The following is a 24,801-nucleotide window of genomic DNA, read 5'->3' as shown; positions in this document are numbered from 1 at the left end:
GGAATAATGAGCTGGCGATGACTTACTCTCACATGGGTAACCCCACACTACCATCAGCGCTAAGAGGTTTCACTTCTGAGTTCGGGAAGGGATCAGGTGGTTCACTCTTGCTATGGTCGCCAGCACAACTGTTTATGACTATTTGCTTGGGTCTTATTGGCGTTGTTTTCACTTCGCTAGCCTAGCTTTCATCAAATGAGTTATTAACAGATATATCTGAGTTGCAGTAGTTTGTTCGTTTAGCGTAACTAAATCAAGTCACTTTGTTTAATATCGAATCAATCGATCCTCACTTCTTTCGAAGTTCGTACAACAACTGTTTGGGTGTTGTATAGTCAAGCCTCACGAGCAATTAGTATTGGTCAGCTTCACATATCACTATGCTTCCACATCCAACCTATCAACGTCGTAGTCTTCAACGGCTCTTTAGGAGACATAAAGTCTCGGGGAAATCTTATCTTGAGGTAGGCTTCCCGCTTAGATGCTTTCAGCGGTTATCCCTTCCGAACATAGCTACCCGGCGATGCCACTGGCGTGACAACCGGTACACCAGAGGTTCGTCCACTCTGGTCCTCTCGTACTAGGAGCAGATCCTCTCAAATTTCCAACGCCCACGGTAGATAGGGACCGAACTGTCTCACGACGTTCTAAACCCAGCTCGCGTACCTCTTTAAATGGCGAACAGCCATACCCTTGGGACCTGCTTCAGCCCCAGGATGAGATGAGCCGACATCGAGGTGCCAAACACCGCCGTCGATATGAACTCTTGGGCGGTATCAGCCTGTTATCCCCAGAGTACCTTTTATCCGTTGAGCGATGGCCCTTCCATACAGAACCACCGGATCACTAAGACCTACTTTCGTACCTGCTCGACTTGTGGGTCTCGCAGTTAAGCGCGCTTTTGCCTTTATACTCTACGCGTGATTTCCGACCACGCTGAGCGCACCTTCGTACTCCTCCGTTACTCTTTAGGAGGAGACCGCCCCAGTCAAACTACCCACCAGACATGGTCCTCGTCCCGGATAACGGGACAGAGTTAGAACCTCAATATTACCAGGGTGGTATTTCAAGGACGGCTCCATCGCAACTAGCGTCGCGACTTCAAAGCCTCCCACCTATCCTACACAAGTAAGATCAAAGTTCAATGTCAAGCTGCAGTAAAGGTTCACGGGGTCTTTCCGTCTAGCCGCGGGTACACCGCATCTTCACGGCGAATTCGATTTCACTGAGTCTCTGCTGGAGACAGCGCCCCCATCATTATGCCATTCGTGCAGGTCGGAACTTACCCGACAAGGAATTTCGCTACCTTAGGACCGTTATAGTTACGGCCGCCGTTTACTGGGGCTTCGATCAAGAGCTTCGCTTACGCTAACCCCATCAATTAACCTTCCAGCACCGGGCAGGCATCACACCCTATACGTCCACTTTCGTGTTTGCAGAGTGCTATGTTTTTAATAAACAGTTGCAGGGGCCTGGTTTCTGAGGCTGTCGGCCGCTCAAGGAGCAAGTCCTATCACAGACAACAGCGTACCTTCTCCCGAAGTTACGGTACCATTTTGCCTAGTTCCTTCAGCAGAGTTCTCTCAAGCGCTTTGGTCTACTCGACCTGACCACCTGTGTCGGTTTCGGGTACGATTCCTGTGTAACTGAAGCTTAGAGACTTTTCCTGGAAGCATGGTATCAGCCACTTCACTGTACAAGTACAGCTTGCTATCAGTTCTCAGCATAGAGTACCCCGGATTTGCCTAAGATACATGCCTACAACCTTCCACCTGGACAACCAACGCCAGGCTGACTTAACCTTCTCCGTCCTCTCATCGCATTACACAGAAGTATTGGAATATTAACCAATTTCCCATCGACTACGCCTCTCGGCCTCGCCTTAGGGGTCGACTCACCCAGCCCCGATTAACGTTGGACTGGAACCCTTGGTCTTTCAGCGTGCGAGTTTTTCACTCGCATTGTCGTTACTCACGTCAGCATTCGCACTTCTGATACCTCCAGCAGACTTCTCAATCCACCTTCATCGGCTTACAGAACGCTCCCCTACCACGCATAATAAATTATGCATCCGCAGCTTCGGCATATAGTTTTAGCCCCGTTACATCTTCCGCGCAGGCCGACTCGACTAGTGAGCTATTACGCTTTCTTTAAAGGGTGGCTGCTTCTAAGCCAACCTCCTAGCTGTCTATGCCTTCCCACATCGTTTCCCACTTAACTATAATTTTGGGGCCTTAGCTGGCGGTCTGGATTGTTTTCCTCTTGACTACGGACGTTAGCACCCGCAGTCTGTCTCCCGGATAGTACTCATTGGTATTCGGAGTTTGCATCGGTTTGGTAAGTCGGGATGACCCCCTAGCCGAAACAGTGCTCTACCCCCAATGGTATTCGTCCGAGGCGCTACCTAAATAGCTTTCGGGGAGAACCAGCTATCACCAAGTTTGATTAGCCTTTCACCCCTATCCACAAGTCATCCCCTGGCTTTTCAACGACAGTGGGTTCGGTCCTCCAGTTAGTGTTACCCAACCTTCAACCTGCTCATGGATAGATCACCTGGTTTCGGGTCTATACCCAGCAACTAAACGCCCTATTAAGACTCGGTTTCCCTACGGCTCCCCTATGCGGTTAACCTTGCTACTGAATATAAGTCGCTGACCCATTATACAAAAGGTACGCAGTCACCGGACTAAGCCGGCTCCCACTGCTTGTATGCATGCGGTTTCAGGATCTATTTCACTCCCCTCACAGGGGTTCTTTTCGCCTTTCCCTCACGGTACTGGTTCACTATCGGTCAGTCAGGAGTATTTAGCCTTGGAGGATGGTCCCCCCATATTCAGACAAGGTTTCACGTGCCTCGCCCTACTCGACATCATCATATAAGCCCTTTCGTGTACAGGACTATCACCGTCTACGGTCGCACTTCCCAGAGCGTTCCACTAGAACTTATATGACTTAATGGGCTCTTCCCCTTTCGCTCGCCGCTACTGAGGGAATCTCAATTGATTTCTTTTCCTAAGGGTACTGAGATGTTTCACTTCCCCTCGTTCGCCTTGCAACACTATGTATTCATGTTGCAATACCTACCTTATGGTAAGTGGGTTTCCCCATTCAGACATCTCCGGATCACAGGATATTTGCCGCCTCCCCGGAGCTTTTCGCAGGCTATCACGTCTTTCATCGCCTCTGACTGCCAAGGCATCCACCACATGCACTTAATTACTTGACTATACAACCCCAAACAGTCGTTTATCCTTACAAGTGGGATAAGCAACAGATTGTGATGATCTCTCATCACGCTCATACAGTTGGCGTTTCGTAGATTTAACTACTGTACAGCTTCAATTAGATTCATATACCAAAACGCTTGATTCAGTTAATTTCGCTAGAACTCATTTCCTTAATCTTCACATCACAGTAATAAATCACTGTTAGCGTTGATCTTAAAAACGAGTTTGAACAAATTATTTCAACTCAAATATATTCTGTTAATGATTTTTCCAGCCTTCGTCAGGTCAGGAAACTGTGATAAATCACAGAGATTATCAAGTGCGCGTATCATAACGCTTGTACTTGTTAATCTCTAGGATCTAAACACTTGATCGCTTAGGAACTAAACAACTTCATCACTGTATGCTTACATACTGCGCGAAGCGTAGCTTCTTGCTTAAATTTCAAGTAAAAGCAGTGCTTTTATGATCTTGAAATTTGGTGGAGACTAGGAGAGTCGAACTCCTGACCTCCTGCGTGCAAAGCAGGCGCTCTACCAACTAAGCTAAGTCCCCAGCTTATCAATAAGTCAATGTATCGTTCTGTTCTGTTTGCTTCAGCACTTTCATGCTTCGTTAGTCAGATTTGGTGGGTCTGACAAGACTTGAACTTGTGACCCCACGCTTATCAAGCGTGTGCTCTAACCAACTGAGCTACAGACCCTCAGATACATCGTATGAAGAACAACTTGTTGTGGATTCTTACCAATCGTCAATCTTTCGTTAAGGAGGTGATCCAGCCGCAGGTTCCCCTACGGCTACCTTGTTACGACTTCACCCCAGTCATCTGCCACACCGTGGTAAGCGTCCCCCCTAAGGTTAGACTACCTACTTCTGGTGCAACAAACTCCCATGGTGTGACGGGCGGTGTGTACAAGGCCCGGGAACGTATTCACCGCGGCATTCTGATCCGCGATTACTAGCGATTCCGACTTCATGCAGTCGAGTTGCAGACTCCGATCCGGACTACGATCGGCTTTTTGAGATTAGCATCCACTCGCGTGGTAGCAACCCTTTGTACCGACCATTGTAGCACGTGTGTAGCCCTGGTCGTAAGGGCCATGATGACTTGACGTCGTCCCCGCCTTCCTCCAGTTTGTCACTGGCAGTATCCTTAAAGTTCCCGGCTTAACCCGCTGGCAAATAAGGAAAAGGGTTGCGCTCGTTGCGGGACTTAACCCAACATCTCACGACACGAGCTGACGACAGCCATGCAGCACCTGTATGTAAGTTCCCGAAGGCACCAATCCATCTCTGGAAAGTTCTTACTATGTCAAGACCAGGTAAGGTTCTTCGCGTTGCATCGAATTAAACCACATGCTCCACCGCTTGTGCGGGCCCCCGTCAATTCATTTGAGTTTTAGTCTTGCGACCGTACTCCCCAGGCGGTCTACTTATCGCGTTAGCTGCGCCACTAAAGCCTCAAAGGCCCCAACGGCTAGTAGACATCGTTTACGGCATGGACTACCAGGGTATCTAATCCTGTTTGCTCCCCATGCTTTCGCACCTCAGTGTCAGTATTAGGCCAGATGGCTGCCTTCGCCATCGGTATTCCTCCAGATCTCTACGCATTTCACCGCTACACCTGGAATTCTACCATCCTCTCCCATACTCTAGCCAACCAGTATCGAATGCAATTCCCAAGTTAAGCTCGGGGATTTCACATTTGACTTAATTGGCCACCTACGCGCGCTTTACGCCCAGTAAATCCGATTAACGCTTGCACCCTCTGTATTACCGCGGCTGCTGGCACAGAGTTAGCCGGTGCTTATTCTGCGAGTAACGTCCACTATCCAAGAGTATTAATCTCGGTAGCCTCCTCCTCGCTTAAAGTGCTTTACAACCAAAAGGCCTTCTTCACACACGCGGCATGGCTGGATCAGGGTTCCCCCCATTGTCCAATATTCCCCACTGCTGCCTCCCGTAGGAGTCTGGGCCGTGTCTCAGTCCCAGTGTGGCGGATCATCCTCTCAGACCCGCTACAGATCGTCGCCTTGGTAGGCCTTTACCCCACCAACTAGCTAATCCGACTTAGGCTCATCTATTAGCGCAAGGCCCAAAGGTCCCCTGCTTTCTCCCGTAGGACGTATGCGGTATTAGCATCCCTTTCGAGATGTTGTCCCCCACTAATAGGCAGATTCCTAAGCATTACTCACCCGTCCGCCGCTAGGTCAAGTAGCAAGCTACCTTTCCCCGCTCGACTTGCATGTGTTAAGCCTGCCGCCAGCGTTCAATCTGAGCCATGATCAAACTCTTCAGTTTAATACTATGTAGTGCCTTAAAGGGCACCAATCTTGGCTCATCAATTTTCTGACAAATATTTCTCAAATAAACTTCGAGTAATTTCTACCATCAATCAATGAAAATAATTTCGATCAATCAACCAGTAAAAATCCACACAAGTTGTTCTTCATAATCTCTTAATGATCTTCTTGCTGATTCGTCACCAGCAAGCTAGGTCGGCTATATTACTCTCTACCTCTAGAAAGTCAACCAGTAATGAAAACTATTTTTAAACTTTCTTTCTAAAACCCAACTCAATCAAACTTAACTAAGTCACTGTTTTATCAGAAGTTTTAATCTTCATCACCGCCGATGGATGTGCATTCTACAGTATTTCAGAAGGCTTGCAACACCTTTTTCAAGAAAATCATTTTGTATGTATATTTTTTAAGCTTTTCGTGTGTTTTCATTCATTTTTTATACAAATTTGCTTAAATGATGTCTATTCGTGAATATAACGTTTATTATTTTCATACTAATAAGTAGTGCTACTTACACAGAAAAGGCCTCAGGTTACCTTATGCATCGTTCTATTTACTTATCTATATGCTTAATTTCTTTAGCTTCAAGCGCACATGTTTTCGCTGAGGTGGCCACCGGTGTGGAAAATCTGGAAAACGAGCCTGCAAAAACGCCGCTTAGAACAAAGATATCAACCAAAGCGCAACAATTACAAACGCAACTGAAAGTTGATGCCAGTGCAGCACAGGCTGAGGAAGTTAAAGATCCTTTTCAGCCGTTAAATAGAAAGATCTATCAGTTTAATGATGCGATTGACCGCACCGTGGTACGTCCCATAGCCGTACAATATGTGGAAAAAGTTCCTCAAGATGTTCGTGGCAGCTATACCCAGTTCCGCAGTAACCTAGGTGAACCTTGGAATGTGGTGAATCAGCTGATTCAAGGTCGTCCTGCCCGCGCTGCTAAATCCCTAGGTCGTTTTACCATTAACACCTTAACAACTTTAGGACTGGCTGATCCAGCGCGTCGCCTTGGCTTGAGCCATGAAGAGGAAAAATTTGGAATTACTTTAGGGTATTATGGCGTGCCTTCTGGCCCTTATATCATGTTGCCATTTTTAGGTCCAAGTTCTGTCCGTGGCGTAATCGGTACTGCTGTAGATAGTCAAGCTCGTCCACAAAAATACATTCTCGAAGATGAAGATGGACTTTACTGGACTGATCAGTTTTGGCGTGCCATCGATACCCGTTCAGAAATACTGGACGTTGAAGGAGTGCTGACTGGCGATCGCTATGCGCAGATTCGCGATATTTATTTACAACGTACCAATTATGCAATTGCAGAAAAGAAAGGCACAGAACAAGATACACTGTTCCTAGAAGATGATTTTGAAGATGACAATTCTGATGATGCACCTTCTAGTGATAGCAACATTGAATCTTCAAACGAAGATCTTTAAGTTTAAGCTTCATGTATGATTGCTAGTGAAAATCTGTTCGCTAGCAATACTTTGCTTGTTATAGTACATCTTATAGCCAATCCTGGGATTGAATCACTTTTTTATGTATTTCATTCAACCGACTCGTGATATTCCTTACTTAGATCAAGTACTTGATACGCTTCCTCATGTTCAGATGATCTATCTGGATGATCATGAACTGTATGACTCTACGATTATTGCGATTGCAGATGTACATGATTATCTGAAATATAAGTGGAATCTGCCTACGATTGTACTGGCCTTAGAAAATGAAGGTACTGCTTTGGCTCAGGCCTGGGAACAAGGTGCTTTAGCCGGCTGGATCTGGAACAAGCTTCCCGAGAATCCAGATCTGGCATTACAAAAAATTGATGCACAATATAAGCGTAACCAGGATAGCCGTGACCTGCCTTCTGCTGCAGAACTACAAAAAAAATTGTTACCGAATCCGATTGAACTGACCAATTACGAGGTCGAAACCTATTTTCAGCCTTCAGCCTATCTTTCAGGGGATTGGTATGATTATTGGAAAATCAGCGACAAAGAAGTGATTTTCTATTTGGCCGATGTATCCGGACATGGCGTTACCAGTAGTTTGCTCACGTCCTGGATGGCAGCTTTCCATGGTCGCTCCAAGACGCCGCGCGAGCTGATCAAGAAGCTGAACGGTATGCTGATGCAGGAAAATATTGAAAAGCACATCACCATGATTGCCGGGATTCTTAATCTGGAAACCCATGTATTAAAATGGTCCAGCGCTGGACATTATCCTCCACCGATTATATTTGAACCCAATCAAGAACCTAAAATCCTCTCTTCCAGCAGTTTCCCTTTGGGCTTAACCGAAGATCTTGAAGTTGAGGAAAATGAATGGGTATTAAGTCGCAATGCGCGCTTTATTATCTGTTCGGATGGCGCACTGGAACCTTTTGATGGTGGTTTAAATGAACAATTCTCGCAATTATTACACCATTTACAGAATCAATCTTTTCAGGCTCCGGAACATGTGGCTGACGATATCGCCTTTTTAAGCTTTATCCGCGTAAATTAGCAGTATATTTACAGGCTTTATAAGCACTTAATTTGATTACTACTTTCAGCCACTTGAGTATCAATACACCCTATGGGATAATTTAATATCCTTCTCTGCAAATGGCATTTATATGTCAACAGGTCATGTTGAATATGCAAGTCTGAATGGAACGCATATTTTTAAGCTTATCGGCGAAGTGCGTGCCCAATCTTGTATTAGTCTAGACAAATTACTGAACAAAATTGAACAGCAAGACAACGTAGTTGGCGCTATCGTTGATCTCACCGAAACCAGTTTCATTGACAGTACCGTACTGGGTGTTTTAGCGAAACTAGGACTCAAACTCAAGCAAGTACACAATATTCAGGCTGTCATGCTTTCTACCAATTCTGACATTACCACTTTGGCCAACAGTATGGGATTGAGCCAAGTGTTTGTGATTCTGAATTATTGTGGTGATCCAAATGTCTGCACACGTGCGCTGATGGAAGAACATGTCACGCATCAAAATATGCTGAATACGGTTCTGGATGCGCATAAAACCTTGATGAAACTGAATCAAAGCAATCAGAACATGTTTGAACCTTTAGTCAAACAGCTACAGAAAGAGCAAGACAATTTAGATAAAATTTCCGAGCAAAAGGTATAACCATCTTATAAGAGGACCCTATGACTTTACTTTCTGTTGTACAAATGAATTCTCAAAATGAAATTGATGCCAATTTCGTGGAGATTGAATCTTTAATTCAACAAAGTAAGGCCAACGGGGCTGAACTGATTGTTTTCCCGGAAAACTTTGTCTGTTTTGCAGCAGGTAAACAGCGTGAAACTGCTGCACAATTTGAAGCGATTCAGCAGCGTCTGGAACAACTTGCCCATCAATATGACACTTGGATCGTTGCCGGTACATTACCCTGCCCTTATCGTCCGGATGGTTCAATCATTGAGGATGGCCGGGTGCGTACCGTTAGCCTGTGTATCAGTCCGGAACGGACCGAAGCGCGTTATGACAAAATTCACCTGTTTGATGTGCAAGTCGGTGATGCTGTAGGCGGTTATCAGGAATCCAAATTCTTTGAACCCGGCACAGATGTTGTCGTAGCCAAAACCCCTTTTGGTAATATTGGTTTAATGGTCTGTTACGACCTGCGCTTTCCGGAACTGGCGTTAAACCTGCGGGCTAAAGGTGCAAACCTCTTGACCGCACCTTCTGCTTTTACTTATACCACAGGTGAAATGCACTGGCAGCTCCTTCTGCAAACACGTGCTCTAGATAGCCAATGCTCGGTGCTTGGTGCAGCTCAACAAGGCTGGCATGGAGAAAAACGCCAGACTTGGGGACATGCAGCCGCCACCAATAGTCGTGGACAACTTCTTAATATGATCCATGCAGAAGGTGCTCAACTCATCACCGTCGACTTTGATTTAAATGAACAGCAAAAAGTGCGTGAATCCATGCCTTTAATGCAACACCGTAGACTTCTTCAACTTTCCTGAATCGTTTCATTTGCTTGCATAAAATAACAAAATCCCTGCTTATTCTTCAGGTGAAATCACCGAGCATAGAAGCTCTACGAAAAATAAACAGGGATTTAACTCATGTCATTAGAAAAAGCCGTCTATACCGCACATGCCAAAGCCACAGGGGGCCGTGATGGCCGCGCCATTTCTGACGATCAGATTCTGGACGTTCAATTGGCCGTACCTAAAGAAATGGGGGGACCAGGCGGTGGAACCAATCCTGAACAGCTCTTTGCCGCAGGTTATTCCGCCTGTTTCTTGGGTGCAATGAAATTTGTTGCCAATCGTGACAAGCTCAATATCAGTAAAGATGCCTATATTGAAGGTGATGTTGGGATTGGTCCGATTCCTACCGGGTTCGGGATCGAAGTGACATTAAACATCCATCTTGAAGGCATGGATCAGGAAGAAGCAAAAAAACTGGTGGATGCTGCGCATATTGTCTGTCCATACTCAAATGCGACCCGTAATAATATTGATGTGAACTTAAACGTAATTACTTAATTTTTTTATTTAACAGCTATCCTGAAAAAAGTTTCAGGATAGCTAGACTTCAATTATAAATTTCAAAATTTACCCGCTTCATCTTTTGTCAAAAGCTACTTCTCTTCCCCACTTGAAAACTGCAGCAAAAACTTAAGAAATTATATATAATGATTCTTATTTACATTTATTCGATTTATATTGATGTTAAAACTAGTTCTTCTGAATTCTCTCCTGCTCCTCACTGCTACAACCTCTTTTGCAGATCTTTATCTCTCAGAAAAAATCCGTCCGAAAATAAAATCTCTGCTCAATACTGAAATTGAACGCCTACCCATTCCTGCAACACCCAACAATATGATTCTGCCTGAATTTGGTAAAGGGATTATTGGCTGGGGAGCTGGCCCCAAAGATGCTGAAGCCCGTTTTCTCAATATTACTCAGGTAGATGTTGAAACAATGAAACAGGAAGGGCTGAGTTTAGCAATGGCACAAGCCTGGCAGAACTTTTATGAAAATGAAACTCTGCGTAATCCGGGAAATCCGACTGCACCTTTTCGTGCACAACTCATGAAAAAAATCGTCAGTCTCTGGTAAATATCCAAAAGTCCTGACGATCATTATGATAAAGCGAGCAGATTAAAAAATTATTCTACTGCTTCGTTGGTTACTCGCAATACTTCTTCAATCGTGGTTTTTCCGGCCAATACTTTACGCAGACCATCATCACGAATGGAACCTGACTGCTGACGTACATAGCTTTCGATTTCATATTCAGCCGCATTGCCATGAATCAAACGGCGCATATGATCATCGACTGGGACAATTTCATAAATTGCAGTACGGCCACTAAAGCCAGTATTGCCACAACGTTCACAGCCTTGAGGTTGCGGTAATCTTAAATCTTGGGGATGCTCAATATTGCCAAATAGATTCTTCTCGAAAGCATCTGCCTCATGCCAGGTCGCGCAATGTGGACACAAGGTACGCACCAGACGTTGGGCAATTACCCCGATTAAAGAACTGGACAGCAGAAATGGTTCAATTCCCATATCTTTCAGGCGCGTAACCGCACCAATCGCGGTATTGGTGTGTAAGGTGGATAACACCAGATGTCCTGTCAGGGATGCCTGCACCGCAATTTCTGCGGTTTCCAGATCACGAATCTCACCAACCATGACCACATCCGGGTCCTGACGCAACATGGCTTTTAACGCACGGGCAAAAGTCATATCCACTTTGGTATTGACCTGCGTTTGTCCAATGCCTTCCAGCTGATATTCAATCGGATCTTCAGCTGTGAGGATATTCTTGGAACCGTCATTCAGGTCAGAAAGTGCCGCATATAAGGTGGTGGTTTTACCCGAACCGGTCGGGCCAGTCACCAGAATAATCCCGTGCGGGCGATGCACTAAGGTCTTGAGTCGACCATAGTCATTATTCATCAAGCCCAAATGGGTCATGTTCAAACGGCCGGCCTGCTTGTCCAGCAAACGCATCACCACACGTTCACCATAAGAAGATGGCAAGGTTGATACACGCACATCGACTTCACGTCCGGCCAAGCGTAATGAAATACGGCCATCTTGAGGAATACGCTTTTCGGCAATATCCAGTTTGGCCATGACTTTAATCCGTGAAACCAGAAGCGGTGCCAGTTCACGGCGTGGCTGTACAATTTCGCGTAACTGACCATCGACCCGTAAACGCACCGACAGTTTTTTCTCAAAAGATTCAATATGAATATCGGAAGCCCCAACACGAATTGCTTCGGATAATAGCGCATTGATCAGACGTACAATTGGCGCATCATCTTCCTGATCCATCAGGTCTTCAGCTTCCGGTACCGAATCAGCCAGACTGAGTAAATCCGGATGATCTTCCAGACCGGCAGCCACCTGCTGTGATTCGCCGCTATCTCCGGCAAAACTGGAACTGAGTAACTGGTTAAATTCCTGTTCGCTACAGAGTTGAAAATGAGCCGGATAACCGAGCAGACGGCGGGCTTCCTGCAATGCAAGCATCGAGGTATTGTCACGGCGCAGAATAAAGGCCTGATCTCCCTCATAACGCAACAGCACACCATGGCGCTTGGCGAAGCTATATGGGATTTGTAATTGTTTAAGTACTTGCATCGCGGATTATAATAATGATGAAAAAATTTAAATTGAGTGTACTCTAAGCATATGACAGCGTGAAGTATGTTTTCAAAGATTTAGCAAGAAAGGGTGCCAAGATTGCCGCAAGATAAAGATGAATTAATCCCGAATACAGCGAAAATGCGCTGGTGGGGAGAACAGAATTTTGAAATAAATCAGTCTAAAGCCTGGCAGTTTGGCTCCTTGCTGTTTCGGCTGACCCGAGGGATTCAGGAATGGCGACTGGAATATTTCCGCCCTTCTGTGCAATACGATTATGAACAGCAATGGCATCAGATTGATGATCCGAATTTTGCCTTTCCCCCACCTGTGAAAATTGAACGCTATATGTTCAAATCCACGCAAAACAAATTGCAACTGATGCCACGCCTTGCAGACCGTTCTGTGGTGATTAAACCAGTCGATCCGATTTATATTCCTGCCGGACAGCGCGGTACGCTTTATATCAGCACGCCCTTATGGATTGCCGGTTTTGTCGAGGGGCAGCGCGAACCGATTTTCGATTTGCCGGTAATCTTGCCAAAAGACACCTGGTTTGGACCCAATCACCGTTCGGGGGAAATCTGTTATGCCACCGCAGTCGATGGCAGAACCGAACTGAAACAGTTACATCCGCGAGCCTTTCGTGCAGTCACGCCGATTGAGTTTCACAATACCAGTAACCAGCAATTGCGCTTTGACCGAATGAATGTGCCAGTGCCTGCCCTGCCGCTTTTTTACAGTGAAAGTACCGGCCGCTTATGGACCTCACAAATCCGCGTTTTGCATGAAAGTTCGGATCGTCCACCACGGATTCGGGTCGAAAACCGCACACCACCAAATGCTGGTGAAGTGGCCTATCTGCATCCACCGCGCGATCCGGCAGGTGCGTTATTTAATATGTTTGATTCATTTTTCTAAGGGCGTCTGATGCCAAGTTCAAATATTCCGACCGAAGTCACCAACAGCCTGAAGGGAGTATTTACCAATATCAATACCGACCGTTTGACCGAAGTTCTGGTGGCGGTGGTGTTGTGCTTTATTGGTTTCCTGATCGCACGCTTTATTTCCAATACCTTTATTCGCACCATTGGTGTCCGTTTTAATGCCCATCAGAAACTGGTCTGGCGCCGCGGAATTTTCTATTTTATCTTCCTGCTGTTTGTGATGGCTAGTCTGAAAGAAGCCGGTTTTAAACTCAGTGTCTTCCTTGGCGCTGCAGGGATTTTAACGGTCGCACTGGGTTTTGCTTCGCAAACCTCAGCATCCAACCTGATCAGTGGTCTGTTCCTGATTGGTGAAGGTTCTTTTGAAGTCGGTGATACCATCCAGATTACCTTGATTCGTGGGCATACCATTGAAGGCGAAGTGATTTCGATTGATCTGCTCTCGGTTAAACTTTTGACCCAAGATAATATCTATGTGCGTTTACCGAATGAACAGCTAATTCGGGCACCGGTGCAGAACTTGTCGAAATTTCCGATACGGCGGATTCCGATTACGTTGGCGATCAATTTCCATGAAAATATTATCAAGGTACGCGAAGTTCTGCTGGACGTTGCCAATAAATATCCACTGGTACTGGCCGACCCGAAACCTGCAGTCACCGTTACCGCTTTCCGTGAATCTTCGATTGAACTGCTGTTTGCAGTGTGGTGCCAACAGGAAAACTACCTGAAAGTTCGTGATGAAATGCAGGAACGGATTCGCAACGGCTTTGTCGATAACCAGATTGAAATTCCGGTGCCAAAAATGGGCTTTGTCGATCATCCACTTTCCCGTCCTTTGGAAAATGAAGAAATCGATCAATATGCCAATGAAAAGGCCCTCAAAAGAGAGCCTGATCTGAAATAACCCTTAGATTCCCTCTCCTTTTTAAAGGAGAAGGTTAGGGAGAGGATTCAAAGCTCCCTCTCCGGCATCGGCGCAATATAAGCAATCAGTAGCATCACCCCGCCCGCCAGCAAGAAGGAAATCACCCGGGTCAGGGTGCCAATATGTGACAGGTCAAATAGTACGAGCTTCAAGGTCACAATCACCAGAATACTGCCGCCTAAAATCCACATCAGTTTCAGTTTTTTGAGCGTTGCTGTCCACATGGTAATCCAGGCGAGTAATACCCAAAGTATGGTCAGACTAAGCTGAACCGTCGCATTGCTCCATAATGCCAGCTCATTAAACGGCGTCTGCAGGTACACATGTAAAGCTCTTAAAACAATATAACTGGAAAGCCATAACAGACTTAGTACCATTAAAACTGCGATCATGCCTTTATCACGTCCCACCTTGATTTGCTGTAACAGCATCCAGATAAAACTGGCAAACATGGCGATACTGATCAGGTCAAAAGGATTCAGAATCGGCAGCCAGTAATATTGAAAGGCTTGCTGGCTAAACAGCTGTGAACAAACCAGCCAAGTTGCCATCAGCAATAAACAGCTCTTGGTTTGCCAAAGCTGCTGCCAACCTGACTGCACATCCTGCCGATAGCACCACAGGCAGAATAATAAAGGTAAAATCACCATGCTCAGATAAGGCATGTTCGGGATCAGGCATAAACTTGCCAGAGCCAGACTGCTAAAAACGCCAAAGCTCATCCATTCTTTGGAGAGCTGCAAGCCAGCCAGCGGTCTAAGCCACAGAATGGCCAATAATATCGTTGAAAGTGCAGAAACCCCACGTTCCAGATCACTATTCCAGACAATCACCGCATTCTGACTGCGATCCAGAGTTAGAATCGCCGCAATGACCAGCAAGGGCGAGATGCCACTCCACTTCGGCAGTAACCATGACCACTCCTGATTTTTGCGCAGGATCATTTCATTGAACATTACATAACCCAGTGTGATGATAAATAAACTCAGCACATAGGCATGCTGACTCGGAAATTCATCTTCCAGCAAGGCAAATAGCATCAAACTGGCCGCGACACTTAGGCTGCTTAAAAAACTGACACTCAGACTATTCATCTGCTGCTGGTACTGCTTTTTAAGCTGACTGATGACCACGACTGCCACATAGCACAGACTCAAAATCCAGAAAATTATTCGCGGTGTTGGATTAATCTCGACCAGATAATACAGGCTGCTGAATCCGGCCATCAGCAATAAGCCCATGCTCAGATAGTGTGCTACCCGGACATTTTTTTCCAAGGCCCATAAATAAATCAGCACACCTTCAACTGCCCAGCCAATCACACTCCATTGTTCTGTCAATAAGATCGGGGGCACCAAGGCGAGAAAAATCAGCATCAGGCTCAGATAGCTCTGCGAAATGAGCAGGATAGTTTGTTTACGGCGCAGCAGTGTCCAGCAAGCGGCAAAGACCAGTGCAAAGAACAGGCTTAATCCAGCTTGCCAGAGTTTTTGATTGGGCTGATTAAAATGAATCAGATACAAAAAAATATAAGCGGTAATAGGAGCAGCAAAAATCAGTGCTAAGTCCAATACCGGTTTTAATTGAAAACGTGAGAGATCCTGTCGTGCCAGCAACTGGCTAAAGCGGAAACCTAGCCAGATAAACAGTGCACTATGTGCCAGAATCAGCGCAGTCATGGCATAACGCTCATATGTATAACCATGAATCAGGCTATATATCCCGCCAACGGCCCCAGTGACTAAAAAAGCAATTTGATTGAGAATCTTCCATGGTCGGAAACTGCTCAGCACTGCCACCCCGATATTGATCAGCAAATAATAGCTAATCAGCTCAACGGCAGAAGCATCGCGGGTCGGTAAGGTAAACGGCGCCAGATAAGCAATCAGCAAAGCCATCAAAGCCAGTTCGATGCTTTCCTGTTTCAGGCTTAAATATAGAGTGATGGCCAGAATAATGAGAAATAGCAATGTTGCCAACGGTAACGTGGGAATCACCAGATTGTAATAGGCAAAAAATAAGGTCAGGAACAGACTCCCCAAACCCAGTCCTTCCAGTGCCAGAGCAAAACTCCGATTTTTCTGCACCAGGCGATAACCCAGACCTGCTATACACCCACTTGCCAGTGCAACCAGGCCCAATTTTGCAGCCAGACTGAGTTGCCAGTGCTCAGTGGCAAAACGCAGCAGTAAAATAATCCCAATCACCAAAATACTAATCGCGACTTTTAAGACTGGATTCCCCTGGAAAAGCCAGCGCTGCAGTTGATCTACCAGATGAGGAGAGTCGTTTACCTCTTGGGCAGACTCAGTTTTCACGAATGGAACAGAATCGGATCGATCCGGTGATCGCTGTAAGGGATTGGCAGAATGGGATTGTGATTGCAGCTGTATCAAGCGCCCTTCCAGACGTTGCAGCCACCTGAGCAAAAAGAATACCCAGGTCGTAATCCCGATGCCCATCAGCCAATCCAGTTCAGCCAGTCCACCAACAATGGCAGTAATTGAAGAAATATATAAAGGAACTTTAGAATTGCGTTCTAGGGACATTTGCTGCTGTGCGGCCAATTGATTCAGCGGTGCTTCTACCGCAGTGACATATTGCATCACGCTAAAGATAAAACCCAAACCACACAGATAAGTCACAATCTGATAACCTAGATACCAGGCACTGATCCCGGCAATCAGCAAGGTAATCAGCCAGATCATGCGCAACTCATTCCGTCCTGCAGCCATTCTTATATTTCTCTTTCCTGAATCGTTCCATCATACAACAGCTTGTGCTGCTTATTTCATCTTCGACCGATATTCGCTAAGCTGTAAACTCAGACTCGTCTCAGCGAGCGCGGTAAAAATCACGTACAATAGCGCTGTATTTTGAATAAGGAATTGATTACATGCCACCATTTGTCTTGGTCGATGGCTCTTACTTTTTATTTCGTGCCTTTCACGCACTGCCACCATTAACCACGTCAACCGGTTTACATACCAATGCAATTCGTGGTGCGATTTCTGCTATTCAAAAACTGATGCGCCGGACCCAACCGACCCATATGGCGGTAATTTTTGATACCCCAGAACCGACCTTCCGGCATGAGCTGTCACCGATTTATAAAGGTGACCGTCCCAGCATGCCAACGGAATTATCCGAACAGATTCCTTATCTGCATGCCTTGATCCGCGCTTTGGGCATTCCGCTGCATACCTTACCGGGCGCCGAAGCCGATGACATTATTGGGACACTGGCCAAACGTGCCGAGGCGATGGGACATCAGGTGCTGATCTCTACGGGCGATAAAGATATGGCACAACTGGTGACCGAAAAAGTCACCCTGGAAGACAGCTTTAAAGAAAAACCGCTGGATGTCGACGGTGTGTTTGAAAAGTTTGGCGTCTGGCCGAATCAGATTATTGACTATCTCACCCTGATGGGCGATGCATCAGATGGCATTATGGGCGTGCCAGGTGTAGGTGCCAAAACGGCAGCAAAACTGCTCACTGAATATGGCTCGATCGGCGGCATTTTAGAAAATGTCGACAAGATCAAAGGCAAAGTCGGTCAAAATATTAAAGAACATGTCGATGGCATTGCACTGGACCATCAGCTGGCCAGTATTGTCATCGATCTGGATCTTAATTTTGGTTATGACGATTTAAAACTGGGTGAGCCAAATATCGAGACCTTGCGTCATTTGTACACCGAGCTGGAATTCCGTAACCAGCTGCAGTCCTTAGATCACCCGAACAACCCGAATAATTCAAATTACCAGCAAGCAGCAAAATCTATTAACGCCAAAGCGGTTACAGCACCAGAACCTCTGGAAGACCATGCGTCTGTGACCAGCAGTGATGACCAGTTAGGACAAGCCACCTATCACACGGTATTAAACCAACAAGATTGGGACACACTGTTTGAACGCTTAAGTACCGAAAAACGTTTTGCCTTTGATACCGAAACCACCAGTCTGGATTATCGTATTGCACAGATTGTCGGTTTCTCGGTCGCCTTCGATGCGCAAGATGCCTACTATGTTCCCTTGGCACATGATTATGAAGGCGCACCGGAACAGCTGAATCGTGAAGTAATTCTGGCGCAGATCAAACCAATTCTGGAAGATGAGTCTGTAAAGAAAATTGGTCATCATCTGAAATATGATGCACATGTACTGGAAAATCATGGTATTCATCTGGCAGGCTGGTATTTCGACACCATGCTGGCTTCCTATGTCCTGAATTCTGTCGCGACCCGTCATGGCATGGATGATGTGGCCCGTCTGTATTTGAGTCATCTGACCACGACTTATGAACAAGTGGCCGGTAAAGGTGCTAAACAAAAGACCTTCAACCAGATTCCACTTGAAACTGCAGCACATTATGCCGCAGAAGATGCACATGTCACCTATCGCCTTTATGAAGTCTTGAGCAGCAAATTGCAGGCACACCCTGAACTGGTGAATATTCTGCATAATATTGAAGTTCCGGTCGCACGTGTACTGACACAAATGGAAGAAAACGGCATCGAACTGGATCTGGCTTTTCTGGATCAGCTTGGGGGCGAATTCTCCAACACCATGCAAAATCTGGAAAACCAGATCATGGAAATTGCAGGGGAAAGCTTTAATGTCAGCTCACCTAAACAAGTCGGTGAAGTGTTATTTGAAAAGCTGGGTCTAAAAGGCGGTAAAAAAACCACCACCGGACAATACAGTACCAGTGAAAGTGTACTGGAAAAAATTGAACATCCGATTGCCCAGCTGATTCTAGAATATCGTGGCTTGTCCAAGCTGAAAAGTACCTATACCGATGGCTTATGCAAACAGGCCAATCCTGATACCCACCGTGTGCATACCAGTTATCATCAGGCATTGACTGCAACTGGCCGTTTATCATCGACTGATCCAAACCTGCAGAACATTCCGATTCGTGCCGAAATTGGCCGTCAAATCCGCAAGGCGTTTGTGGCACCGGAAGGTCGTGTTTTGCTGGCAGCCGATTACTCACAAATTGAATTGCGTCTCATGGCTCATTTATCTCAGGATGAAGCCTTGCTAGATGCCTTTATTCACGGTCAGGATGTACACCGCCGTACCGCAGCTGAAGTTCTAGGCATTCCTTTGGAAGAAGTGACCAATGACCAGCGTCGTCAGGCCAAGGCCGTCAACTTCGGGCTACTTTACGGTATGTCCGAATTTGGTTTGATCCGTCAGTTGGGCTTTACCCGTCAGGAATCACAGGATTATATCAAGCAGTATTTCCATCGTTATCCGGGCATTTATGACTATATGCAACGTACCCGTCAGGTCGCATTAGAACAGGGTTTTGTTGAAACCCTGCTCGGACGCCGTTTATATACTCCAGATATCGATGCCCGTAATATGATGGTGCGTAAAGCGGCAGAACGTGCTGCGATTAATGCCCCGCTACAAGGTTCAGCTGCGGATATCATTAAAATGGCGATGATTGAAGTCGACAAGATGTTGCCGAAAGATCAGGCCAAAATGCTGCTGCAAGTTCACGATGAACTGGTGTTTGAAGTCGATGAAGACATTGCCGATGAACTGGCACCTAAACTGGCTGAAGTGATGCAATCGGTATTGCAGATTTCTGTACCATTGGTGGTAGAAGTGGGTAAAGGCAAAAACTGGGATGAGGCGCATTAAAGGGTTTCCTCACCCCAGCCCTCCCCCCTCTGGGAGAGAGAGTGAAAACCAATATTATTTTAAAGGTATCCCCTCTCCTCTCAGGAGAGGGTTAGGGTTAGGGAGAGGTTAATATCCCATCTTCTTGTACTGCGATTAAAACTTGTTCACCGTTTGGGAAGTTTAACAAATCCTTCCCAACTTCCCTTTTCTAAAGGGAGGAGCAAATAAAAAAGGACGCCTCAGCGCACTGCTGTCCCATAGTTTGCTTTAAATAAAAAAACCTGAGTCCTAACAGTTAAAATATGAGTGCAAACAAACACTTTAACGACCAGGATTCAGGTTTTGTCACATCAGAATACCGTATTTCATGAGCTAATTAAACCTGTTGTGCGACAGGATTTTGAACAACTTGCTAAAGTACACCATGTTGGACAGAAATTTAGAGCGGCTTCCCGGTGGGATCAGTTTATTGCCATATTGATGTCTCAATTCTCTTGTAGACAAAGTCTGAGAGATATTCAATCCAATTTGGAGTGCCAACAGGAAAAGCTAAGTCATCTCGGAGCAAAGTCTATTCCCCGAAGCACGCTGGCACGAATCAATGAGCAGCAGCCTGCTGCCTTGTATCAACAGCTATTTTACAAGTTGCTTAAATACTATGAACACTCAAAAGTAGCTCATAAATTTCGCTTTAAGAATCCCTTGTATTCCTTGGATGCCAGTCATATTGACCTGTCGCTTTCCTTATGTGAATGGGCCAAAGTTCACGACTCAAAAGCCAGCATGAAACTCAGTATAGGATGAATCACAGCAATGATATTCCTGAGTTTGTTGCAGTTGAAAATGGCAAAGAAAATGACATGGTACAAGGCCGCAAATTCTAGTTTCCTGCTGGCAGCATTGTAGTTTTTGATAAAGGCTATGTCGATTACCAATGGTATGCAAATCTGACTGCTCAAAACATTGGATTTGTCACACGTTTTAGGCCTAAATCTGTGTATCAGGTGATCCAGCAACATCCAGTGCTTGAATCCAAAGGTATTCTAAAAGATGAAACCATTCAGCTGAATAGCGCACATGCCCTAAAAAGAAAAGCCCCAGTGTTAAGAAGAATTGAATATAGAGATCAGCAAAGTGGCAAGCACTTTAGCTTTCTCAGCAATAACTTTCATTTAGCCGCCTCCACCATTGCGGCGATTTATAAAGATCGTTGGAAAGTTGAGCTGTTCTTTAAGGCGATTAAGCAGAATCTCAAATTAAAAGCGTTTCTAGGCCGCAGCAGGAACGCAATTCAGACACAAATCTGGATTGCGATGATCGCCTATTTATTGGTGAGTTTCGCTCAACATTTAGGGAAAACAGGTTGGACAGTTCAACGTTTACTCAGAATAATTCAAGTGAATTTGTTTGAAAGAAGAACTTTAAAAGCTTTATTTTCACCCGATAAAATACCCATAAAACAAGAGGAAGCTCAAATGAGCTTCCTCTTGTGAAAAATTGTGGGACAGCAATGCGCCTCAGCGTCCTTTTTATTTGGATCCGATTAAAGACCGGTAAGCAATACAATCGCCACCTGGTTCATAATCATTTCGATAATAATCAAAGTTAAAATAGCGAAGATTGGAGAAAGGTCAATCATCCCCATATTTGGCATGATACGACGGAATGGCGCCAGTAAAGGCTCAGCCAGCTCTTGCACGACTTCAATATAAGGCGAACGAGACTGAGTAAACATCACCACCCAACTTAAGATAATCGTAGCGAAAATCAAATAACGACAGAAACGGATCAAATCCTGCATCATGGTAACAAAAGTCAGAATAATCAGATGGACAGGCCCATTCGGCATCCCCCCTGACAGATACATCATGCCAAAAATTTTAAGCAGATAGAGCACGACCAGTAATGCCAAAGCAGCAGTACTGACTCGACCTTTGGCCAAAGTTGGGAAAATTCGACCAAATACATCTACAATTTTAGTGGCTTTCACGGTAGAAAGAACCACAGGATTGTAAGGACTGACCGCTGCCAGTTGCATTAAAAATCGGAAGAATACGAGCAAAATCGCGACGTTAATGATAATGCCAAAAATTAGCGCAGAATTTGCACCCATACTTGAACGTTCCTAAAAATTAAACTGAAGATTTGCTGCTTTCACTGAGCTCTTGTGCCAGTTCCTGACTGCGTTTTTGCGCAGCAGCAAGTGCTGCCTGAATATTCTGAGAAATTTGCGCGCGGTCGAACACCTCTAGTGCTGCCTGAGTCGTTCCATTTGGAGAGGTAACGTTTTTACGTAGCTCAGCCGGTGTATTTGAACTGGTGATGGCCATTTGTGCCGCCCCTAAAGCCGTCTGCAAGGTGAGTGCAGTTGCAACTTTTTCATCCAGACCTAAATTTTTACCCGCACGAATCATACTTTCCATCATATAGAAAAAGTAAGCTGGACCCGAACCCGAGACTGCAGTGACTGCATCAATTTGTGCTTCTGATTCGACCCAAATGGTCAGCCCGGTCGACGCCAAAACCTGACTTGCCAGCTCACGATCACTCGTTTCTACAGATGCATTAGCATATAAACCATGTGCTCCGGTCTGTACCAATGCTGGCGTGTTCGGCATGACCCGAACAATACGCTCTGTCCCCAACAATGCTGACAATGTAGCTATTTCCGCACCGGCGACAATGGAAATAATCAGTTTATTATTAACCAGACCTTTTAAAGGTTGCAGCACTTGAGCCAAGACCTGAGGTTTTACCGCCAACACAACGATATCTGCATCCTGAATTGCAGCGCTATTATCCCCGGTCACATTAATTTCTTTTTCCGCCAATAAAGCACGGACTTTTTCGACCGGATCAGAAACTGTAATACGTGTTGCTGGCAAACCACGTGAAATCAGACCGCCAATTAAGGCTTGGGCCATATTACCGCCACCAATAAAACAGATATTACAATTTAAAGCTGCACTCATGTTCAATGCTCATCGTTGAGTTCTAAAGTTGAAGAAACTGAAATCGGTAGCCATCCGCCTGCTTCACAATATGCAGATTGGGCCAACCAAAATCCTTTAGGGGTAAACACGCCTAGCATAACATTATCTGTGCTTAATATTTGAATAGTATGCCGAGCCCAAGGAAATATTTGCGCTTCCTGAATGGCTTTTTTCAGTGGCCAGGTACCGACACGGCCATATAAATGAATTTTTTCGCCACCCTGACGCTGCTGCAAATGCAAAGGTTGCTGCAATAATGCAGCCGATAAACCTAACTGTGCAGGCTGAATGATAAATTTCCCTGACAAAACCTGCACGCTGTCTTTTAAAGCGAATTTTATAGTTTTCGGGCTAGTTTGAACTTGTTGTTGATCAGCTAAATAGATCTCTGCGGCCAAACGATATAATTGCTGCTGATAGCGTACATAGTAAAAGCCTTGCCAATGCAATGCCGCCTGAGCATCTTGCTTGGCATAAATCACTTCGCGCTGCAAACGCTCCACCATATCCAAGGATGGACGATACTGTTGTTTACCTTTCATCCAGGCAGAGAGTAATTGATGTTGTCTTGATTTTGAAAGCTGTAGAAATTCACCAAGATCAAGCTGCGTTTCAGTCCCACAAGACGCTAAATCCTGTTGCAGCACTTCTTGTAAAATATCTTGAGCATCCTGCATCAGCTCACTGGCTCGCACCAAGGCGGCCTGCATTTTAGGATAACGTCCGCTTAATACCGGCCACAGGGTCTGGCGTGCCCAGGCCCGGTCATAATGGGTATCATCATTGGTCGGATCTTCAATATTCTCAATATTCAGATCTGATGCCCATTGGCAAATCTGCTCACGGGAAATATTCAGTAGTGGCCGCCAAATCGTCAGATTTTCACGTATATCGATCTGTTTCATGGCTGCTAAACCATCAACGCCGGCGCCAGACAATAAACGCAACATTAGGGTTTCCGCCTGATCTTGTTGATGGTGTGCCAGCACCAACATTTCATCCGCTTGTAAATGTTGCAGATAGGCCTGATAACGTGAATTGCGCGCTTGCTGTTCCAAATTGCCACTGGCGACATTGACGGGCTGAATGATACAGGGAATATTCAGTTGCCGACACTGCTGCTGAACAAAAGTGCCCCATGCACTACTGATACTTTGCAGCTGATGATCCACATAAATTGCCCGGACTTTTTCCGGGCATAAAAAAAACATCAGATGCAGCAACAGCATAGAATCTACGCCGCCACTGCATCCGATGAGAAATTTTGTCTCTGCAGGAAAGTCCTGCAGCTGTTTTAAGAAACCAGACCTAAATTGTCGCTGCCAAACTTCATTAAACGTTGGTAACGTGCTTCGCATCGTGCTTGCGCTTCCATTGGTTGTAGTTCATTCAAAGCTTCTTTCAGCACTGCTTTCAAGCTGTTCATGACCTGATCCGGATTTAAATGAGCACCCTCACCTTCATCCACCACATATTCTACAATACCCATTTTCTGCAATTTTTCTGCAGTCAGAGCCAAGGCTTCACTGGCCTGTTCAGCTTTTTCAGCGGTTTTCCAGAGAATTGAGGCACAGCCTTCCGGTGAAATCACCGAATAAATACTGTGAGAGAGCATCACCACACGGTCTGCCACCCCAATACCCAGCGCACCCCCTGAACCGCCTTCACCCAGTACAGTTGCAATCACAGGTACTTTCAAGTTAGAAAGCTGAGCCAGACTGGTGGCAATCGCTTCAGCCTGACCACGTTCTTCTGCACCGACACCCGGATAAGCACCCATAGTGTCAATAAAAGTAAAGACTGGCAGGTTAAAACGCTCTGCCATGTCTAGCAGACGCTGTGCCTTACGATAACCTTCCGGGTTACTCATGCCAAAATTATGCTGTAATTTTTCACGGGTACTACGACCACGATGCTGACCAACGATCATCACCGGTTGACCATCAAAACGAGCCAGACCACCAATCATCGCGCCATCATCACCATATAGGCGGTCACCATGTAAAGCATCAAATTCAGTGAATATTTCACCCACATAGTCCAGGAATTGTGGACGTTCTGGATGACGTGCAATCTGCACTGTCGCCCATGCTTTTGATGGAGTCGCTTTATTTTTCATAGGTTAAC

The 24,801-nt window shown here is 45.6% G+C and carries 15 protein-coding genes, 2 tRNA genes, 3 rRNA genes and 1 pseudogene; 10 read left to right on the top strand and 11 right to left on the bottom strand.

Features of this window, described 5'->3' with window-relative positions; genetic code table 11:
• Positions 1 to 9: 9 nt before the first annotated feature.
• The 5 genes from rrf to F893_RS05475 all read right to left on the bottom strand — a co-directional run bounded on the left by rrf (position 10) and on the right by F893_RS05475 (position 5,528).
• A 5S ribosomal RNA gene (rrf, locus tag F893_RS05495) occupies positions 10 to 124 on the bottom strand.
• Positions 125 to 331: 207 nt separating this feature from the next.
• Positions 332 to 3,226, bottom strand: a 23S ribosomal RNA gene (locus F893_RS05490).
• A 480-nt stretch (positions 3,227 to 3,706) separates the two neighbouring features.
• A tRNA-Ala gene (locus tag F893_RS05485) sits at positions 3,707 to 3,782 on the bottom strand.
• A gap of 71 nt (positions 3,783 to 3,853) precedes the next feature.
• A tRNA-Ile gene (locus tag F893_RS05480) sits at positions 3,854 to 3,930 on the bottom strand.
• 60 nt (positions 3,931 to 3,990) lie between these two features.
• Positions 3,991 to 5,528 (bottom strand): 16S ribosomal RNA (locus tag F893_RS05475).
• Together the 16S, 23S and 5S rRNA genes with 2 tRNA genes alongside form the textbook arrangement of a ribosomal RNA operon.
• 541 nt (positions 5,529 to 6,069) lie before the next feature.
• Between F893_RS05475 and F893_RS05470 the strand changes: the two genes are divergently transcribed.
• From F893_RS05470 to F893_RS05445, 6 genes are all read left to right on the top strand, one after another.
• The gene (locus F893_RS05470) at positions 6,070 to 6,969 is read left to right on the top strand and encodes an MlaA family lipoprotein (protein ID WP_005250813.1); all 900 of its coding nucleotides are present in this window, start codon (positions 6,070 to 6,072) and stop codon (positions 6,967 to 6,969) included.
• A gap of 103 nt (positions 6,970 to 7,072) precedes the next feature.
• The gene (gene gigA, locus F893_RS05465) at positions 7,073 to 8,041 is read left to right on the top strand and encodes an RsbU family protein phosphatase GigA (protein ID WP_004732911.1); all 969 of its coding nucleotides are present in this window, start codon (positions 7,073 to 7,075) and stop codon (positions 8,039 to 8,041) included.
• A 112-nt stretch (positions 8,042 to 8,153) separates the two neighbouring features.
• Complete coding sequence (gigB, locus tag F893_RS05460; protein ID WP_004647542.1) at positions 8,154 to 8,672, top strand: anti-anti-sigma factor GigB; 519 nt, start codon at positions 8,154 to 8,156, stop codon at positions 8,670 to 8,672.
• A gap of 20 nt (positions 8,673 to 8,692) precedes the next feature.
• Entirely contained in the window at positions 8,693 to 9,520 is an 828-nt protein-coding gene (locus tag F893_RS05455; RefSeq protein WP_005250811.1) for a carbon-nitrogen hydrolase family protein, read from the top strand.
• Between the two features lie 102 nt (positions 9,521 to 9,622).
• Positions 9,623 to 10,048, top strand: coding sequence for an organic hydroperoxide resistance protein (locus tag F893_RS05450; RefSeq protein WP_004732917.1), 426 nt, complete (start codon positions 9,623 to 9,625; stop codon positions 10,046 to 10,048).
• Between the two features lie 183 nt (positions 10,049 to 10,231).
• Positions 10,232 to 10,624, top strand: coding sequence for a DUF4951 domain-containing protein (locus F893_RS05445; protein ID WP_005250810.1), 393 nt, complete (start codon positions 10,232 to 10,234; stop codon positions 10,622 to 10,624).
• A 50-nt stretch (positions 10,625 to 10,674) separates the two neighbouring features.
• Here the strand turns inward: F893_RS05445 and gspE are convergent, their stop codons facing one another.
• A complete protein-coding gene (gene gspE, locus F893_RS05440) occupies positions 10,675 to 12,162 on the bottom strand; it encodes a type II secretion system ATPase GspE (protein ID WP_004278254.1) in 1,488 nt (495 codons plus the stop codon).
• Between the two features lie 144 nt (positions 12,163 to 12,306).
• Here gspE and F893_RS05435 point away from each other — a divergent pair, with 144 nt between their 5' ends.
• Positions 12,307 to 13,086 (top strand): hypothetical protein, encoded by a 780-nt coding sequence (locus tag F893_RS05435; protein WP_086044916.1) that lies wholly within the window; start codon positions 12,307 to 12,309, stop codon positions 13,084 to 13,086.
• A gap of 9 nt (positions 13,087 to 13,095) precedes the next feature.
• On the top strand, positions 13,096 to 14,019 hold the full coding sequence (locus F893_RS05430; RefSeq protein ID WP_005250806.1) for a mechanosensitive ion channel family protein: 924 nt from the start codon (positions 13,096 to 13,098) through the stop codon (positions 14,017 to 14,019).
• 47 nt (positions 14,020 to 14,066) lie between these two features.
• Here F893_RS05430 and F893_RS05425 read toward each other — a convergent pair whose 3' ends face one another.
• Positions 14,067 to 16,775 (bottom strand): DUF2339 domain-containing protein, encoded by a 2,709-nt coding sequence (locus F893_RS05425; protein WP_005250804.1) that lies wholly within the window; start codon positions 16,773 to 16,775, stop codon positions 14,067 to 14,069.
• A 161-nt stretch (positions 16,776 to 16,936) separates the two neighbouring features.
• On the opposite strand from F893_RS05425, the gene polA reads away from it, so the two are divergent.
• Positions 16,937 to 19,699 (top strand): DNA polymerase I, encoded by a 2,763-nt coding sequence (gene polA / locus F893_RS05420; RefSeq protein ID WP_005250802.1) that lies wholly within the window; start codon positions 16,937 to 16,939, stop codon positions 19,697 to 19,699.
• 324 nt (positions 19,700 to 20,023) lie between these two features.
• A pseudogene (locus F893_RS05415) lies at positions 20,024 to 21,174 on the top strand (IS4-like element ISAbe18 family transposase).
• A gap of 50 nt (positions 21,175 to 21,224) precedes the next feature.
• Here F893_RS05415 and F893_RS05410 read toward each other — a convergent pair.
• Genes F893_RS05410 through F893_RS05395 form a run of 4 tightly spaced genes read right to left on the bottom strand, consistent with a single transcriptional unit; the run spans position 21,225 to position 24,793 of the window.
• A complete protein-coding gene (locus tag F893_RS05410; protein WP_004278259.1) occupies positions 21,225 to 21,794 on the bottom strand; it encodes a YggT family protein in 570 nt (189 codons plus the stop codon).
• Positions 21,795 to 21,813: 19 nt separating this feature from the next.
• Positions 21,814 to 22,653 carry a pyrroline-5-carboxylate reductase gene (gene proC, locus F893_RS05405; RefSeq protein WP_004278260.1) on the bottom strand — a complete coding sequence of 280 codons (840 nt, stop codon included), beginning with the start codon at positions 22,651 to 22,653 and terminating at the stop codon, positions 21,814 to 21,816.
• A 2-nt stretch (positions 22,654 to 22,655) separates the two neighbouring features.
• Positions 22,656 to 24,032: a tRNA lysidine(34) synthetase TilS gene (gene tilS, locus F893_RS05400; protein ID WP_081400833.1), complete on the bottom strand. Its 1,377-nt coding sequence runs from the start codon at positions 24,030 to 24,032 to the stop codon at positions 22,656 to 22,658.
• Entirely contained in the window at positions 23,969 to 24,793 is an 825-nt protein-coding gene (locus F893_RS05395) for an acetyl-CoA carboxylase carboxyltransferase subunit alpha (protein ID WP_004278263.1), read from the bottom strand. Before F893_RS05395 ends, tilS begins: the two co-directional genes overlap by 64 nt.
• Positions 24,794 to 24,801 lie beyond the last annotated feature (8 nt).

Source organism: Acinetobacter sp. CIP 102136, assembly GCF_000369685.1.
Lineage (GTDB): Bacteria > Pseudomonadota > Gammaproteobacteria > Pseudomonadales > Moraxellaceae > Acinetobacter > Acinetobacter fasciculus.
This window is presented reverse-complemented; position numbering and strand designations above follow the sequence as displayed.